Raw genomic sequence first — 14,649 nt, 5'->3', positions numbered from 1 at the left:
GCTGTTAGGTGGCGGATTACGCTTCGCTAATCCGCCCTACGAGCTATGGTTTGCCAAACCGCAAGATCGGTCGAGCGTGTTCCGGCCATCTGCCGCTAACTGCAGCCGCCACGGAGGAGGGACGATGAAGACGGCGCTGCAAAACTATCAGGCCCGGATGCGGCGGGTGCTGGAGCATATCGACCGGCATCTCGACGATGATCTGGACCTGGACAGCTTGAGCGCTGTCGCAGCCTTCTCGAAATTCCATTTCCACCGGCAGTTCACGGCGACCTTCGGTCTATCCGTGCATCGCTATGTCCAGCTGGCCCGCATGAAGCGCGCGTCGCGTCAGCTGGCCTACAGTGACGCCCTGAGCGTCACCGACATCGCGATGGACGCCGGCTACGACGCACCGGATGCCTTCGCCCGCGCCTTTCGGCAACGGTTCGGGCAATCGCCGTCGTCGTTCAGGAAGTCTCCCGACTGGGAGCCGTGGCTTGCGGCCTTCGGGCCTCTCGACAACGCGAGGAGCAAGCTCATGCAGAAGACTTTTTCCACCGACGACGTGACGATCCGCGATGTGCCCACCACGAAGGTCGCCATCCTGGAGCATCGAGGCGACCCCGCGACGCTTCCCGCCACCATCCAGCGCTTCATCGTCTGGCGCAAGAAGGTCGGCCTGCACCCCAGCACGAGCCCGACCTTCAACGTCTGGCGCTCCGAGCGGCGCCCCCTGACGCCAGCCGATTACAGCGTGGATCTCTGCGTCGGCACCGATCAGCCGATCGCGGGATGCGACGACGCGATCAAGGCCGGCGAGATCCCCGGCGGACGCTGCGCCGTGCTGCGCGTCGTCGGCTACACCGACAATCTCGAGCCCGCCGCGCTCTACCTCTATCGCGACTGGCTTCCGGCCAGCGGCGAGGAGGCCCGCGACTTCCCGATCTATTGCCAGCGCCTGAGCTTCTTCCCGGAGGTTCCGGAGCATGAGACGGTCGCGGAGTTGTTCCTGCCGCTGAAGTAGATGCGTAGGGTGGATTAGGATGCGGCTGCGCAAAGCGCAGTCCGCGTCCGTAATCCACCCTACAAATCCCGCGCCGTTTCGTGCATGCCGGTAAAGAACTCCACCAGGCTGAACGGCGCGCGTTCGCCGAGGCAGAGCTCCAGGACCCCATGCGCGCCGACCGCGGCTGCTCCGCTGCGGGAGAACATCGCATCTTCGTAAGCCGCGAGCGCGGCTTCGATGTCGTCGGGGCGCGCGGCGATGGCCTTGCCGAGCTCGGCGCCGTCGAGCATTGCGAGGTTCGCGCCGTCGCCGGCCGGCGGCATCACATGCGCGGCGTCGCCGAGCAGCGTGACCCCGGCCACACGGTCCCAGCGATGGTCGTTCGGCAGCGCGTGGATCATGCGCGGGACCGGCGGGGTGTCGGCATCGGTGATCAAGGCGGTGAGGGCAGGCGCCCAGCCGTCGAACTCGGCCACGATGCGTGCCGTTGCGGCGGCAATGTCGGCGAAGTCGATGGCGGCGATCCAATCGGCGGGCTCGTTCAAGGCGATATAGGCGTGAAGCACGCTTCCCGGCTCGCGATGCGCAAAAATCCCTCTGCCCGGCGCGACCGCGAACAGTGCACCACCGCCGACCGCTTCCGCCGCCGCCTTGTGCCGCGCGTCGGCGTCATGGAGATACATCTCGATGAACGAGGTGCCGACATAGTCGGGCACTGCTCTCGACAGCAGCGGCCGCACCTTCGACCAGGCGCCGTCCGCTCCCACGAGCAACGTCGTGCCCACGCTGGAGCCATCCGCGAATGTCAGCTCGTGCCGCCCGTCGCCGCGTGCGATGACGCCGGTGAGCTTCTTGCCCCATCGGATCGTGTCCGCGGGCAGCGAGTCCAGCAGCATGCGCCGCAGGGCGCCCCGTTGCACTTCTGGCCGTCCGCCCGTGCCGCTATCGGGCTCGTCGAGCAGCACCTGCGCGTGCCGGTCGAGCACGCGCGAGGCCTGGCCGCCCTCGTGGATGAGATCGCGGAATTCCTCGAACAGGCCGGCCGCCTGGATTGCGAGCTGTCCGCTGTCGTCGTGGATGTCGAGCATCCCGCCCTGCGTGCGGGCCATCGCCGAAGCGTCCGCCTCGTAGATCACTGCGCCAATGCCGTGAAGGTGCAGCACGCGGGCGAGGGTGAGGCCGCCGAGGCCTGCACCGACAATCGTGACCGGCGTCGTCATCGGGGGAGCCTTTCGGAAGTTGACTGGAACGTCGTTCCATTCTATTGGAACATCGTTCCATTCATGTCAAGACGAGGCATGGCGACCAGAACCCGAACGAAGACCCACCGGACAGAACGGCGCACCGACGCACTCTCGCGGGAGCGGATCATTGCCGCTGCGATCGAGCTCCTCGACAGCGGCGGCGAAAACGCCCTGACCGTCCGTGCGCTCGCGGCGCATCTCGCGACGGGAAGCGGGGCGATCTACTGGCACGTTGCCGACAAGGGCGAGCTGCTGGCTGCGGCGACCGACGCAGTGATCGCGCGTGCCATGGGCGGGATCGTCAGCGGCGCAAAGCCGCGCGAGGCAATCCGCGCGGTCGCCCGCGGCGTGTTCGACGCGATCGATGTCCATCCGTGGGTCGGCGCCCAGCTGTTCCGCGAGCCATGGCGGCCGGCGATGCTGGAGATCATCGAAAGCGTCGGTGGCCGGCTCCAGGCGCTCGGCGTGCCCCAGGCCGCGCAGTTCGATTCCGCATCCGCGCTGGTGCACTACATCCTCGGCGTCGCCGGACAGAACGCAGCGAACGCACGCTCTCATGTCGCCGGCATGGATCGATCGACCTTCCTCGCCTCCGTCGCGGCGCAGTGGGAGGAGCTCGACCCTGCAAAATATCCGTTCGTGCGACAGATGGCGCCGCAGTTGCGCGATCACGACGACCGCGCGCAATTCCTCGCCGGCGTCGATCTCATCCTGGCCGGTATCAAGACCGTTCGATAGGCAGCGCGCAGGGTGGATCAGCCCGCGGCTGCGCGAAGCGCAGTCCGCGTGCGTAATCCACCATTCTCTCGTTGCGCTGTGCTCAAACTGGTGGATTACGCTTCAGCTGACCCGCCCTCCGATTCGATGGTATCCCTGCAAAACCATGATCCGCGGTGCCGCCACATGACCGAAGCCACGATCCGCGCAGCAGCGGAGCACGAGCTGTCCGAGCTGCTGGACCTTTACCGGCACCTCCATCCGCACGATCCTCCTCTGGAGCCGGCGGCCGCCGAGCGCGTCTGGTCGACATTGCTGAGATCGACCTTCATGACCGTGATCGTGGCGCAGGCGGGAAAGCGGCTCGTATCCTCGTGCACGCTCGCGATCGTGCCCAACCTGTCGCGGGGCGGTCGATCCTATGGGGTGATCGAGAATGTCGTCACGCGCGCCGACCACCGCCAACAGGGGCTCGGCCGACGGGTCCTCGCGCACGCGCTCGATCTTGCCTGGCAGGAAGATTGCTACAAGGTCCTGCTGGCGACGGGGTCGAAGCGGGAGGCCACCCTGCGCTTCTACGAGGGCGCGGGCTTCCAGCGCGGCGGCAAGACCTATTTCGAAGTGCGCCGTCCCTAGAGCGTAGAGTGATCCTGCCGTCGACGCGGAACTCCGCGCAGCGCCAACGCCGTCCCATCATAATATAAGTGTTGACTTATATTAGTGTACGCCGATATTCATGCTTGTGCGAAACAAGAGGGAGAAGCGCAATGCAGATCGACGTCGCCAGGGTCCTGGGGCTTGTCACGCGCTCGGTGATCAATTTCGAGAAGGACGGAAAACCGGCCAGCGCAGTGACGCTGACGCGGCTTTACGACACCAGCGTCGACGATCTCTGGGATGCGGTGACGGGCAGGGAGCGCATTCCGCGCTGGTTTGCGCCGATCGAGGGAGAGCTCCAGCTCGGGGGAAGGTACCAGGTCAAGGGGAACGCAGGCGGCACCATCACGGCGTGCACGCCGCCAACTCATTTTGCTGCGACATGGGAATTCGGTGGCGCGACGAGCTGGATCGATGTCAGGCTGACATCGGAGCGAAATCAGGCGCGTCTGACGCTTGAGCACACCGCGATGATTGAGGATCATTGGAATCAGTTCGGTCCAGGTGCGGTTGGGATCGGTTGGGATCTCGCTCTTGCGGGACTGGAGCGATATCTTGCGACCGGAGCATCGGTCGATCATGAGACGGCCGAGGCGTGGATGGGCTCGCCTGAGGGCAAGGACTTCATGACGACAAGCGGCGAATATTGGCGCGCGGCGCACGTTGCGAGCGGGGTGGACCCCGCTACGGCAAAGGAGCGCTCGGACCGCACCATCGCATTCTATCGCGGTGAGGTGCCGCCCGGCACCGCGCATCCGGGCACGGGAAGCTGATGCACGTCTTCGAGGTCCTCGCCGATCCCGTGCGCCGTCGCATCCTCGAGCTGCTTGCGCCCGGGGAGATGGCGTCCGGTGAGGTCGTCGGGGTGATCGGGAGCGAGTTCGGGATCACCCAGGCCGCCGTGTCGCAGCACCTCAAGGTGCTGCGCGAGAGCGGCTTTGCGACGGTTCGCGCGGAGGCGCAACGGCGCCTCTATTCGGTCGACGCCGCGGGGCTTCAGGCGGTGGACGCGTGGATCGGCCGGTTCAGGAATTTCTGGGAGCCGAAGCTCGACGCGCTGGCGACCGAGATCGCACGCGGCAAACGGGAGCGCCGCAACGCGCCGATCACCAAGCGGGGCGGGAAGAGGGCGTGAGTTCGTAGCGTGGGTAGAGCGCAGCGAAAGCCATCATCGTAGCGAACGGCTGCGCTGAAGGCGGCCAACTTTTCGAAGGCGACGATAGCGCTTGAATGCTATTGTTGGCGCCAGTTGTTTTGAGCGGACGGGGGCGATGCAAGATTGAGCGAGCTTGAATCCAACGCTGCGGCGCGTGTGGTCGCGACCCCGATTGAAAGCGAGGAGTTCCGGCGAGGCGAGCAGGCCTCGCTGTTCGTCGCAGGCCGTCTTTCGCAGTACTTCAGTGCGACTGGAGAAGGAGCGTTCAACGCACCCTATGGTTTCCTCGATGACGTGGGCTTTGCTTCGCGCTGGGCTGATCCGCTCTCTTCGCTGCCACCGCGCAATATGGTCTTTTGCCGTGATTTCATGGAAGACCGCTTCTTCTGGGTGCGGTCCGGCGATTGCGGGCCCTGTCTGGCAAGCGTGGAGATCAACGAACATCTGGTCGAAGATTACCAGATGCGAGGGCCGGTCGACTACACGGGCTTCCAGGTGATCCTCGGCTGCGGAGCGGTTCTATGCGGTGTTGACCAAACTTGTGGGAATTGATGGATCCAGGGCTTTCGGCGATTATCTGCATTTCGTCTTCTGCATTCCGACGCCGCCCTTTGCTTTTCCTGCGCAACGCGGCAGGCCGACGGATCTCTACGCGCGGATCAAATCCGTAAAAGACCTCCAGCCGATCAAGCGGCTTGAGGTCTCCGACATGATCGTCGCCATTGTGAACCGCCGCACTCTCGCGCGATCCGATGGTGCGCCGATTCTCGACCGCTACGAGATACTGTCCGCAATGAGGCTTGTCCTGGTGAGCGGTTGAAGCGGGCCAGCTCATCCGCGCTACGGAGCCAACTTACCCCCGCGCCATCTTCTCATACTTCTTCACCAGCCGCTCGCGCTTCAGCCGCGACAGCCGCTGGATCCAGAACAGGCCGTCGAGCTGGTCGATCTCGTGCTGGTGACAGACGGCGCGCAGGGCCTCGGACTCCTCGGTCTGCATGTTGCCGTCGAGATCCTGGTAGCTGATCCGCACGCGGGCGTGGCGCTGCACCTCGTCGTTGACGCCGGGCATCGAGACGCTGCCTTCCTTGTGCATGATCATGTCGGGCGAGGCCCATTCGATCGCCGGATTGACGTAAGTCTGCGGCCCCGCCTTGGGGTCGAGCTCGAGCACCACGACGCGCAAGGGCACGCCGATATGCGGGGCGGTGATGCCGATGCCGGGCGCGGCGCGCATGGTGTCGAGCAAATCCGCCGCAAGCTCGCGCAAGCCGTCGTCGAATACGGTGACGGGGCGGGCCGGCATTGCGAGACGGCGGTCGGGGTAGCGGACGATTGGGCGAATGGTCATGGAAGGGGCTCCTACCACTCACGGATGGTTGAAGCACCCCATTCTTGACCACCTACCAACTGGAAGGTAGTTAATCGGCCATGACCAATTTTCCCTCGACCGCCGACGACATCCTGGCCTGCGCGCGCAGCCTGATCATCGCGGGCGGCTACAACGGCTTCAGTTATGCCGACATCGCCAACGTCGTCGGCATCCGCAAGCCGAGCATCCACCACCATTTCGCCAGCAAGGTCGATCTGGTCCGCACCCTCGTGTCGCGTTACCGCGAAGAGGCGGAGGCGGGATTGGCTGCCCTGGAGCGCAATATCCCCGATCCGCGCGACCAGCTCAAAAGCTATGTCGGATATTGGGAAGCGTGCATCACGGACGCGACGGCGCCATTCTGCGTCTGTGCGCTGCTTGCCAGCGAGCTTCCGATGCTGCCGGAGGAGGTGGCGCTTGAAGTCCGCGCGCATTTTCGCGCACTGGCGTCGTGGCTGATTTCGGTGATGGAGCGCGGCAAGCGGAAGGGGCGGCTTCACCTCTCCAACTCGGCCAAGGTCGAAGCTGAAGGATTCATGGCAACCATTCACGGTGCGATGCTGTCGGCGCGCGCCTATGGCGATCCGAAAATGTTCGGCGTCATCACCGGCCCGCTGCTGGAACGGCTGTCCACCAGGCACTGAAGACATCGGCGAGATCATGAAGCGCCCGGCGCAGGCGAGCCGGGCGAGGGCCTCTTGCTGCGTACAGAGACTACCAACTAGTAGGTAAAGGAGACCTGAAGTGACGCAACATCAACTGGATCTGGTTCGTGCCGATCGCGAACGGTGGCTGAAGCAATACTATTTCTTGCGCGCGGCGTTCTCCGTCGCCTGGGTCGTTGCCGCGTTCGCGGTCGGGCCGTCGTCTGCCGCGATCGCCGGCGCCTTGCTGGTGCTCTATCCGGCATGGGACGCCGCGGCCAATTTCGTCGATGGCCTGCGCAGTGGTGGGCTCGATCAAAACCGCACGCAGATGTTGAACGTCGTGGTCAGCCTTGCGACCGCGATCGCGGTCCTTCTCGCGTTGCAGGTGAGCATGAATTGGGTCCTTGGTGTGTTCGGCGCCTGGGCGATCCTGTCCGGATTGCTCCAGTTGGCGACAGCCGTGCGGCGCTGGAAAAGCGACAATGCGCAGTGGGCCATGGTGCTCAGCGGTGGCCAGTCGGCCCTGGCTGGCGGCTTCTTCATCTTTCAGGCCACGACGCCGATGTCTCCATCGATCACGACGGTCACGGGCTACGCTGCGGTCGGTGCGGTCTACTTCCTGGTCTCCGCCGTCTGGCTCACCGTCGGCGAATGGCGGCGTCGCGCCAGAAGGGCTCAGCTGGGATGATGCGATAGGGGCTGGAGCACTAGGGCGAGGACTCATCAAGCGAAGCTTGAATCACAGGCGTCTGGCCGGATGCAGCGTGTCCGGCAAGCGCCGATGAATGTTCAAGGGGTAGCAGCGGACATCAGCCAGCCGACAATCTCCGCTGAACCCTCGAAAATGACCCAAAGGCGACGTCATTGCTCCGGTGGGCACTGCGTTGTGCAAAGACACGGCGGGCGATGGTCCCCGCCGGTGCCCAATTGGTCTGCTCGACTCACCATTGATCTGAGTCAATCTCGTCAGAGTCCTGCCGGTGAAATGATTTCGGCTGCAGCATGCAAGTAATCGGACGGCTCCGGCGCAATCCTGCCGAAACTTTCCCGCGAGGGAGGAGGCCTCCATGGCTGACCATTCCACCGTTCCAACTGAATCCTGCCTGGCGTCGCCGGGCCCGTCGACCGCGATCACTCGCCGCTCGCTGCTTGGCGGGACCGGCATTGCGGTTGGCGCCGCCGTGCTTGCGTCGCCGCCGAGCCTGCCCGGGTTCGCCCCGGCGCTGGCGCAGCCTGTGAGCGCGGACCCGCGACCGCTCGACGCAGCGTTCAAGAGTCGCGCCTTCGAGGTCCGCGGGGTCTGTGCGGGCAACAACGAGAAAATGCCCATCGCGCCCCACCCGGCGAATGGTGATGAGGCGCGCTACACAAACAAGATCGGTTCCGATTCACGGGGCCTGCCGCACGACAAACGCGGCGAAGTTGAACCAGAGGCATGGCAAACGCTTTATGCCGCTTGCCAGTCGGGCGAGCCCGCGGATTTCGAGAAAATCCGGCTCGGCGGCACTCGCAAGCTGGTCAATCCCTTGGGCACACTGGCCGTCAGTCTCAGCGGCATAAACCCTACTCAGATTGGAATACCCCCGGCACCGGCTCTTGCAAGTGCGGAGCGCGGCGGCGAGGCGGTCGAGGTCTATTGGCAATCCCTGCTTCGTGATGTTCCGCTGACCGAGTTGCGCGACGACACCGCCAATCGGGACGTGCTTATGGCAACCGAGGAGATCAACAAGCTTGCCGATTTCCGAGGGCCGAAGTCTGGTGGGCGGGTCACGCCCGGCACACTGTTCCGCGCCAATGCGCTTTATTTCGACGCAGGCGACCCGAAGGGCCGGTCCGTCACGCCTCCAGGCGTTTTGGACGGTCCGCTGATCTCGCAGTTCCTGCTCAGGGACGCGCCCTATGCCGCGCAGTGGATCAGTGCCCAAGTTCGCACCGTGTCGCCCGCCAGCGAATTCCTGACCGACTACGAGGAGTGGCTGGCGATCCAGAACGGCGTCGCACCGAAACGCCAGTTGCAGTTCGAGGCGGCACCGCGATACATCACGACAGGGAGGGATCTCGCGGAGTATATCCATACGGGTCCTGCACTTGGGTGGGCGGCAGCATTGATCCTTGCGACACCCGGTGGCGGGGCGGACAAACGCTACTCCGGGATCTATCCACCGGCAGAGCCCGTGTCCTACCCCTCGAACCCGTATCGGAAATCGAAAACCCAGGTCCCTGCGGGTGCCACCTTCGGGTTGCAGTACGTGCAGGCACTGCTCGCCACGGGGATCAGTAACTCCGTTCGCGCGTCCTATTGGCAGAAGTATTTCGTGCACAGGGCTGTGAGACCGGAAGCCTACGGCGCTCTGGCGCACCATCGCCTCGCCAATGGCGTGAGCGACTACCCGCTGCATGATGATTTCCTGAAATCGGAAGCCCTCGCTCGCAGCAAGGCCAAATACGGCACTTATCTGTTGTCGCAAACCTATCCGGAGGGCGCGCCCTTCCACTCCACCTATCCCGGCGGGGCCACGAGCGTTGGGGCCGTCACGGCTACGATATTGAAGGCGTTCTTCGACGAGAGCCGCGTCATCGCCAACCCGGTGCAGCCCGATCCGGCTGACCCGACAAGGCTTGTGCCCTATGACGGCCCACCGCTCACGGTCGGCGGAGAGTTGAACAAGCTCGCCGTGAATTTCGGTTTCGGACGGAATTGGGCGGGCATCCACTGGCGTTCCGACGCCTCCGCCTCGATGGCGATCGGTGAGGAAGTGGCTATCTGCATGTTGCGGGACGAGCGCGCTACCCTTCGCGAGCCGTTCGACGGCTTCTCCTTCACGCGTTTCGACGGCAGCCGCGTGACGATCTGACGGCAGACGGGCGGCGCGCCTGCCGTGAGGCTCGCGCGCGACACCGCGCAGCCGCATCGACGGCCACGCGCGCGCGATGAAGGATTCAGTCCTGCGAGCGCAGGGCCGCTTCGGCGCGCTGCATCATCCGCCGCCATCGCTCGCTTGTCGGCCCGCCCATAATCAGGAAGTAGCGGACGATCGCGATCGGCAGCCAGGGCTCCATCGCCTGCCTCAGCGCCGCTACCGGCTTGCCGGACAGCCGCGCGTATTCGGATTGAGCGGCCGCATTGACCGCAGGCGGCCGCTGCGGATTGTCGGTGACGTCGAGGGCAAGCTCGGTCAGGCCGATGTGAGTGAGCCCATGATCGAGGGCCGCAGGCGCGCGGATCGCAAAGGTCCAGTCGATCAGCCGCGGACCGTCCGCCGTCATGATCACGTTGTTGGGATGGAGGTCGCCATGGCACAGCCCGTCCCCCGGCCGTTGCAGGCGGTCGATCAGCGCGAGGATGCCGGAGGCGATGTGCTTGGGCACGATGTCGCCCGAGCGCCTCAAGGCGCGGTCCATCCAGTCGCGTAGATGGAAGGCCTCCGGCGGCGGCGACATCCTGTGAACGCACAGGCCGAGGGACGCAAGGATCGCACCCGCCTGGGCGAACGTCACGGTGCCGCTGCGCGTTGCTTGCAGCAGTGTCGGTCCGTCCAGGCGGGCGAGCACGATGCCGAAGCGTCCGTCGAGCGTTACCTCGCCGAACACCTGCGGCGCAGGCAAGCCGGCGGCAAAGACGGCCTGGGTCATCCGCGCCTCTCGCTGGCCGAGCCGCGGGGGGAAACCTTCCCTGAACAGTTTTACGACCTGACCTGGCGCCCAGGCGTGGATGTCCGCCGTGCCGCCCTGGTTGATCTTCTCCCCGAGGGATCCCCGCATCGCCCGTCTCCCGCCAGCCGCAATCAAACACCGACGGCGGACAAAAGAGAACGCTCCCGCAATCTCGGCTGCCAGCCATGATCGTGGCTTGTCCCCGGCCGCGGCGTTTGCCAGAATCGCGAAGCTATCCGCCTCCGCCGGATAGGATGCCTCGCGGATCGCAATCTCGATGCGAAGCGAGATGGTCGATTTCGCTGCGCGCAATACCGATATCCATTAGCTCCCTGTCACTTAGGTCGCGCAAGTTGGCCGCTGATCTCCGGCGTTTGCGCCACTCCTGAAATGCATCCCAATATATTTCGAGAGGGCTGTAGACCTGCCGCCTTGCGGTTGCCGGTCCCGGCTCGGTCGTCCCGCGGATCGTGCTCATGAGGGTGTGTCTTGTCTGGATTGTTCACTATGCAGAAGTTGCCGCAAGATGCGCGGGCGCGCTTGACTGGTGTCTTACATTTCTCTTACCGGCGGCATATTCTTGATGCGCTGGTACAGAGACGCTCCCGAGAAGGAATGGCAGCTTGCGCTATCTTTTCGAGGAATTCGCATTCGACACCGACCGCCGCGAGCTGCATCGGGGGACCGATGCGGTGTCGATCACACCCCAGGTTTTTGACCTGCTCGATTACCTGATCCGCAACAGGGAGCGGGTTGTCAGCAAGGACGACCTCATCAAGGCCATTTGGAATGGGCGCACCGTCTCCGACGCGGCGCTGACAACCCGCTTGAATGCCGCCCGCGGTGCAATCGGCGATTCCGGCGAGCAACAGCGCTTCATCAAAACACTGCCGCGCAAGGGCTTTCGCTTCGTCGGACAGGTGCGGGAGGCGCGAGGAGTTGCGAGCCCAAATCCGGGCGATGCGCTGGAGAGCGCTCCTGCAGTTCCCGACAAGCCCTCCATCGCCGTGCTGCCGTTCGCGAATATGTCCGGCGATCCCGAGCAGGAGTACTTCGCGGACGGGATGGTCGAGGAGATAACGACCGCGCTTTCGCGGTTCAGATGGTTGTTCGTGATCGCTCGCAATTCGAGTTTCACCTTCAAGGGCAAAACCGTCGACATCAAGGAAGTCGGGCGCAGGCTTGGAGTCCGCTATGTCCTCGAGGGAGCCGTGCGCAAGGCGTCGGGGAAAGTTCGCATCACCTGCCGGTTGATTGAAGCGGCCACGGGCGCACACATTTGGGCGGATAGGTTCGAGCGTGACCTGACGGATATTTTCGCGTTGCAGGACGACGTCACGGTCGCGGTTGTCTCAGCCATTCAGCCGAAGTTGTTTCAAACAGAAATTGCGATGGCAACGCGGCGGCGACCGGAAGACCTCACCGCGTATGATCTTTTTCTCCGGGCGATCCAGCAAGCCGTCCGATCGACCCGCGAAAGTTTGGCAGAGGCACTCCGACTGGTCCAGCGCGCCCTGGAGCTTGACCCTGGGTTTGCTGCTGCGGCAGCTTTGGCAGGCGACTGTCATATGGAAAACGTGTTTAGGAGCTATGCGATCGACCCACAATTCGAACGCAGGGAAGCCGTTCGGCTTATGCGCCTGGCATTGAGCCTCGACGGTCATGATCCAGACACGTTAGCAACTGCTGCATCAATCTCGGCCTTGTTGGTCGGCGATTGTGAGGCTGAGATTGAGATGGCCGATCGGGCGGCCGCGCTCAACCCAAATTCATATCACATATGGAACCGCAGAGGCTGGGTCTGTAAGATTGCGGGGCAGCCGGACGAAGCGATCCGGAGTTTTGAACGTGCCATGCGCATGAGTCCGGTAGACCCGCAACTATACTCAACGTTTACTGGGATGGGATTTGCCTTTATCGAGCTTCGTCGCTTTGACGAGGCCATCGTTGCAGCGAAGAAAGCCCTGCGTCAGAACCCTTTCTATCCAGGACCATACCGCTGCCTCGCGTCCGCTTTCGCCCATCTCGGACACGATGCTGAGGCCCGTGAGGCGGCGGCTCGTGTGCTTGAGATAGATCCCGCTTTCACGATATCGGCGTGGATCGCTCGGAGCCAGGTATCAAAGAATGCGAAGCTGATGATTGAGGGCTTTCGCAAAGCGGGGTTGCCCGAGTAGCTCTCCGATGTCCACAAGGCCTAGTCCGGGTAGGGCGTGCCGTCCTTGTGCACGAACCGGCCGTCGGAATTGGCGCTCATCATGTCGATGTCGGAGCATGTCGTGAGATCGTCAGGCGAGCGGGAGCCGACTTCGAGATAGATCGCCGTCACATCCGAGCGGTTGACCATATGATGGCCGTTGCCGCTTGCCTTCGGGAAGGCGGCGCAGTCGCCCGCGCGCAGCACGGTTTCGCCCTCGTCCTCGATCAGCACCACTTCGCCTTCGAGCACGTAGACGAACTCGTCCTCATGCGAATGCCAGTGCCGCTGGCTCGACCAGTTGCCCGGCGGCAGGCGCATCAGATTGACGCCGAAATCGGCAAGACCGCCGGCATTGCCGAGCCGCTTGCGGATGCGCTCGGCGCACGGGGCGGCAAAGGGAGCGGATAGCCCGAGCCCTTGCGGGCAGGGACGGTGGCGATATCGATCTTTGGCATGGGAACGTTCCGTTCAAGATCAGCACGTTGAAGCGCACCGGGTCGGCGACCGTGCGCCATGATCGGCGAGCGTCCGAACGTGCTGCGACTATGCTGGCGGGAGGATGACATCATGCCAGTGTTTTGCCCGACGGGTCAAATCGCTTCCGGTCATCGCAGGTCACTGGCCTCGTAAGTCATTGATCCCGCTATAGCCGGCTACTGTGCATGGGGTTGTTTTCGCACTTTTTGCTGGCGGCTCACAAAAGCGTGCGGCAAAAATGACATGCCGCTGTCGGCGAGCGTGGTTCCCATTCGTCTTCCACCCAGACAGACCTGACGGGAGACCAAAGATGCTTCGTTCCCACTATCGCTGGGTGATCGTCGCCGCAGGCGGCCTGCTCGGCTGCGTCGCGATCGGCGGCATGTTTTCGTTGCCGGTGTTCCTGCAGCCGATCGCCAAGGACACCGGCTGGTCGGTGACCGGCATCTCCAGCGCGATGACGATCGGCTTCCTGGCGATGGCCTTCACCAGCATGGCCTGGGGCACGGCGACGGACAGGTTCGGGCCGCTGCCGGTGGTGCTGACGGGATCGACCGTGCTGGCGCTGAGCCTGTTTGCCGCGAGCCATGCGACCTCGCTGATCGTGTTCCAGTTCGTGTTCGGCCTTCTGGTCGGCGCGTCCTGCGCGGCGATCTTCGCGCCGATGATGGCGACCGTCACCGGTTGGTTCGACACAAACCGCAGCCTCGCGGTGTCGCTCGTCTCGGCTGGCATGGGCATGGCGCCGATGACGATGTCGCCGCTCGCGGCCTGGCTGGTCTCAGGCCATGACTGGCGCACCTCGATGCAGATCATCGCGCTGGTGGTTGCCGCCATCATGATCCCGGTCTCGCTCCTGGTGCGCCGTCCGCCCGCGCTCGCGCAGGCCGCGGCCGCACCAATGGCGGAGGGGGCGGCGCGAAACGAGATGTCGATGGGCGAGGCGCTGCGCTCGCCGCAATTCTTCATCCTGCTTGCCACCAACTTCTTCTGCTGCGCCACCCATTCCGGCCCGATCATCCATACCGTCTCCTATGCCGTGAGCTGCGGCATTCCGCTGGTCGCGGCGGTGACGATCTACAGCATCGAGGGTTTTGCGGGCCTCGGCGGGCGCATTGCCTTCGGCCTGATGGGCGACCGCTTCGGCGCCAAGCGCGTGCTGGTCTCGGGCCTGCTGCTGCAGGCATTCGGCGCGCTGGCCTACGTCTTCGCGCAGCAGCTTGCGACCTTCTACGCGGTCGGCGCCGTGTTCGGCTTCATCTATGCCGGCACCATGCCGCTCTATGCCGTGCTGATCCGCGAGAACTTTCCGCTGCGGATGATGGGCACGGTGATCGGCGGCACGGCGATGGCCGGCAGCCTCGGCATGGCGACGGGCCCGCTCGCCGGCGGGCTGATCTATGACGCGTTCTCCAGCTACGCCTGGCTCTACATCGCCTCCTGGGCGATGGGCCTTGGCGCCTTCCTGATGGCGATGACGTTCCGGCCGTTCGCGAAGCCGCAAGGGGAGGTGGCGCCGGCGGCGGCATGAACGTGA

Annotated in this window: 16 protein-coding genes and 1 pseudogene; 12 read left to right on the top strand and 5 right to left on the bottom strand. The window is 64.2% G+C overall.

The features are described 5' to 3' along the window. The first annotated feature begins 124 nt into the window (after positions 1–124). Positions 125–1,006: an AraC family transcriptional regulator gene (locus JQ603_RS06400; RefSeq protein ID WP_212337459.1), complete on the top strand. Its 882-nt coding sequence runs from the start codon at positions 125–127 to the stop codon at positions 1,004–1,006. Positions 1,007–1,065: 59 nt separating this feature from the next. Here the strand turns inward: JQ603_RS06400 and JQ603_RS06395 are convergent, their stop codons facing one another. Next, positions 1,066–2,208 carry an FAD-dependent oxidoreductase gene (locus JQ603_RS06395; RefSeq protein WP_212337457.1) on the bottom strand — a complete coding sequence of 381 codons (1,143 nt, stop codon included), beginning with the start codon at positions 2,206–2,208 and terminating at the stop codon, positions 1,066–1,068. Positions 2,209–2,286: 78 nt separating this feature from the next. On the opposite strand from JQ603_RS06395, the gene JQ603_RS06390 reads away from it, so the two are divergent. The 6 genes from JQ603_RS06390 to JQ603_RS06365 all read left to right on the top strand — a co-directional run bounded on the left by JQ603_RS06390 (position 2,287) and on the right by JQ603_RS06365 (position 5,582). Further along, the gene (locus JQ603_RS06390; RefSeq protein ID WP_212337455.1) at positions 2,287–2,970 is read left to right on the top strand and encodes a TetR/AcrR family transcriptional regulator; all 684 of its coding nucleotides are present in this window, start codon (positions 2,287–2,289) and stop codon (positions 2,968–2,970) included. Between the two features lie 165 nt (positions 2,971–3,135). Next, a complete protein-coding gene (locus JQ603_RS06385) occupies positions 3,136–3,585 on the top strand; it encodes a GNAT family N-acetyltransferase (protein ID WP_212337453.1) in 450 nt (149 codons plus the stop codon). 131 nt (positions 3,586–3,716) lie between these two features. Further along, entirely contained in the window at positions 3,717–4,379 is a 663-nt protein-coding gene (locus JQ603_RS06380; protein WP_212337451.1) for an SRPBCC family protein, read from the top strand. After that, positions 4,379–4,741 (top strand): ArsR/SmtB family transcription factor, encoded by a 363-nt coding sequence (locus JQ603_RS06375; RefSeq protein WP_212337449.1) that lies wholly within the window; start codon positions 4,379–4,381, stop codon positions 4,739–4,741. The genes JQ603_RS06380 and JQ603_RS06375 overlap by 1 nt, the downstream gene beginning before the upstream one ends. A gap of 144 nt (positions 4,742–4,885) precedes the next feature. Beyond that, entirely contained in the window at positions 4,886–5,314 is a 429-nt protein-coding gene (locus tag JQ603_RS06370) for a hypothetical protein (protein ID WP_212337447.1), read from the top strand. Beyond that, entirely contained in the window at positions 5,292–5,582 is a 291-nt protein-coding gene (locus JQ603_RS06365) for a hypothetical protein (protein WP_212337446.1), read from the top strand. The genes JQ603_RS06370 and JQ603_RS06365 overlap by 23 nt, the downstream gene beginning before the upstream one ends. Positions 5,583–5,615: 33 nt before the next feature. Here the strand turns inward: JQ603_RS06365 and JQ603_RS06360 are convergent, their stop codons facing one another. Next, on the bottom strand, positions 5,616–6,113 hold the full coding sequence (locus tag JQ603_RS06360; protein ID WP_212337444.1) for a peptide deformylase: 498 nt from the start codon (positions 6,111–6,113) through the stop codon (positions 5,616–5,618). A gap of 80 nt (positions 6,114–6,193) precedes the next feature. Between JQ603_RS06360 and JQ603_RS06355 the strand changes: the two genes are divergently transcribed. From JQ603_RS06355 to JQ603_RS06345, 3 genes are all read left to right on the top strand, one after another. Further along, positions 6,194–6,778 carry a TetR/AcrR family transcriptional regulator gene (locus tag JQ603_RS06355; protein WP_212337442.1) on the top strand — a complete coding sequence of 195 codons (585 nt, stop codon included), beginning with the start codon at positions 6,194–6,196 and terminating at the stop codon, positions 6,776–6,778. A 100-nt stretch (positions 6,779–6,878) separates the two neighbouring features. Then, entirely contained in the window at positions 6,879–7,469 is a 591-nt protein-coding gene (locus JQ603_RS06350) for a DUF308 domain-containing protein (protein WP_212337440.1), read from the top strand. A gap of 379 nt (positions 7,470–7,848) precedes the next feature. Beyond that, the gene (locus tag JQ603_RS06345; protein ID WP_212337438.1) at positions 7,849–9,636 is read left to right on the top strand and encodes a vanadium-dependent haloperoxidase; all 1,788 of its coding nucleotides are present in this window, start codon (positions 7,849–7,851) and stop codon (positions 9,634–9,636) included. Between the two features lie 85 nt (positions 9,637–9,721). Here JQ603_RS06345 and JQ603_RS06340 read toward each other — a convergent pair whose 3' ends face one another. Both JQ603_RS06340 and JQ603_RS06335 read right to left on the bottom strand, forming a co-directional pair. Beyond that, positions 9,722–10,543 (bottom strand): phosphotransferase, encoded by an 822-nt coding sequence (locus JQ603_RS06340; protein ID WP_212337436.1) that lies wholly within the window; start codon positions 10,541–10,543, stop codon positions 9,722–9,724. A 124-nt stretch (positions 10,544–10,667) separates the two neighbouring features. After that, positions 10,668–10,913, bottom strand: coding sequence for a DUF1127 domain-containing protein (locus tag JQ603_RS06335; RefSeq protein ID WP_212337434.1), 246 nt, complete (start codon positions 10,911–10,913; stop codon positions 10,668–10,670). Positions 10,914–11,058: 145 nt separating this feature from the next. Here JQ603_RS06335 and JQ603_RS06330 point away from each other — a divergent pair, with 145 nt between their 5' ends. Further along, entirely contained in the window at positions 11,059–12,612 is a 1,554-nt protein-coding gene (locus tag JQ603_RS06330; RefSeq protein WP_212337432.1) for a winged helix-turn-helix domain-containing tetratricopeptide repeat protein, read from the top strand. Between the two features lie 20 nt (positions 12,613–12,632). On the opposite strand, the pseudogene JQ603_RS06325 reads toward JQ603_RS06330, so the two are convergent. After that, positions 12,633–13,090: pseudogene (locus JQ603_RS06325) on the bottom strand (cupin domain-containing protein). A 332-nt stretch (positions 13,091–13,422) separates the two neighbouring features. Between JQ603_RS06325 and JQ603_RS06320 the strand changes: the two are divergent. Further along, positions 13,423–14,643, top strand: a complete 1,221-nt coding sequence (locus tag JQ603_RS06320; protein WP_212337430.1) for an MFS transporter — start codon at positions 13,423–13,425, stop codon at positions 14,641–14,643. The last annotated feature ends 6 nt before the right edge of the window (positions 14,644–14,649 follow it).

The sequence above is a fragment of the Bradyrhizobium liaoningense genome, assembly GCF_018130825.1.
Classification (GTDB): domain Bacteria; phylum Pseudomonadota; class Alphaproteobacteria; order Rhizobiales; family Xanthobacteraceae; genus Bradyrhizobium; species Bradyrhizobium liaoningense_B.
The sequence above is the reverse complement of the archived record's forward strand: the minus strand, read 5'-3'. Positions and strand labels throughout refer to the sequence as shown.

Excerpts from the sequence above, each read along its gene's own strand:
- JQ603_RS06385 (WP_212337453.1), top strand. The coding sequence starts at position 3,136 with ATGACCGAAGCCACGATCCGCGCAGCAGCGGAGCACGAGCTGTCCGAG.
- JQ603_RS06340 (WP_212337436.1), bottom strand. The coding sequence starts at position 10,543 with ATGCGGGGATCCCTCGGGGAGAAGATCAACCAGGGCGGCACGGCGGAC.
- JQ603_RS06380 (WP_212337451.1), top strand. The coding sequence starts at position 3,717 with ATGCAGATCGACGTCGCCAGGGTCCTGGGGCTTGTCACGCGCTCGGTG.
- JQ603_RS06400 (WP_212337459.1), top strand. The coding sequence starts at position 125 with ATGAAGACGGCGCTGCAAAACTATCAGGCCCGGATGCGGCGGGTGCTG.
- JQ603_RS06335 (WP_212337434.1), bottom strand. The coding sequence starts at position 10,913 with ATGAGCACGATCCGCGGGACGACCGAGCCGGGACCGGCAACCGCAAGG.
- JQ603_RS06395 (WP_212337457.1), bottom strand. The coding sequence starts at position 2,208 with ATGACGACGCCGGTCACGATTGTCGGTGCAGGCCTCGGCGGCCTCACC.
- JQ603_RS06355 (WP_212337442.1), top strand. The coding sequence starts at position 6,194 with ATGACCAATTTTCCCTCGACCGCCGACGACATCCTGGCCTGCGCGCGC.
- JQ603_RS06375 (WP_212337449.1), top strand. The coding sequence starts at position 4,379 with ATGCACGTCTTCGAGGTCCTCGCCGATCCCGTGCGCCGTCGCATCCTC.
- JQ603_RS06390 (WP_212337455.1), top strand. The coding sequence starts at position 2,287 with ATGGCGACCAGAACCCGAACGAAGACCCACCGGACAGAACGGCGCACC.
- JQ603_RS06345 (WP_212337438.1), top strand. The coding sequence starts at position 7,849 with ATGGCTGACCATTCCACCGTTCCAACTGAATCCTGCCTGGCGTCGCCG.
- JQ603_RS06360 (WP_212337444.1), bottom strand. The coding sequence starts at position 6,113 with ATGACCATTCGCCCAATCGTCCGCTACCCCGACCGCCGTCTCGCAATG.
- JQ603_RS06320 (WP_212337430.1), top strand. The coding sequence starts at position 13,423 with ATGCTTCGTTCCCACTATCGCTGGGTGATCGTCGCCGCAGGCGGCCTG.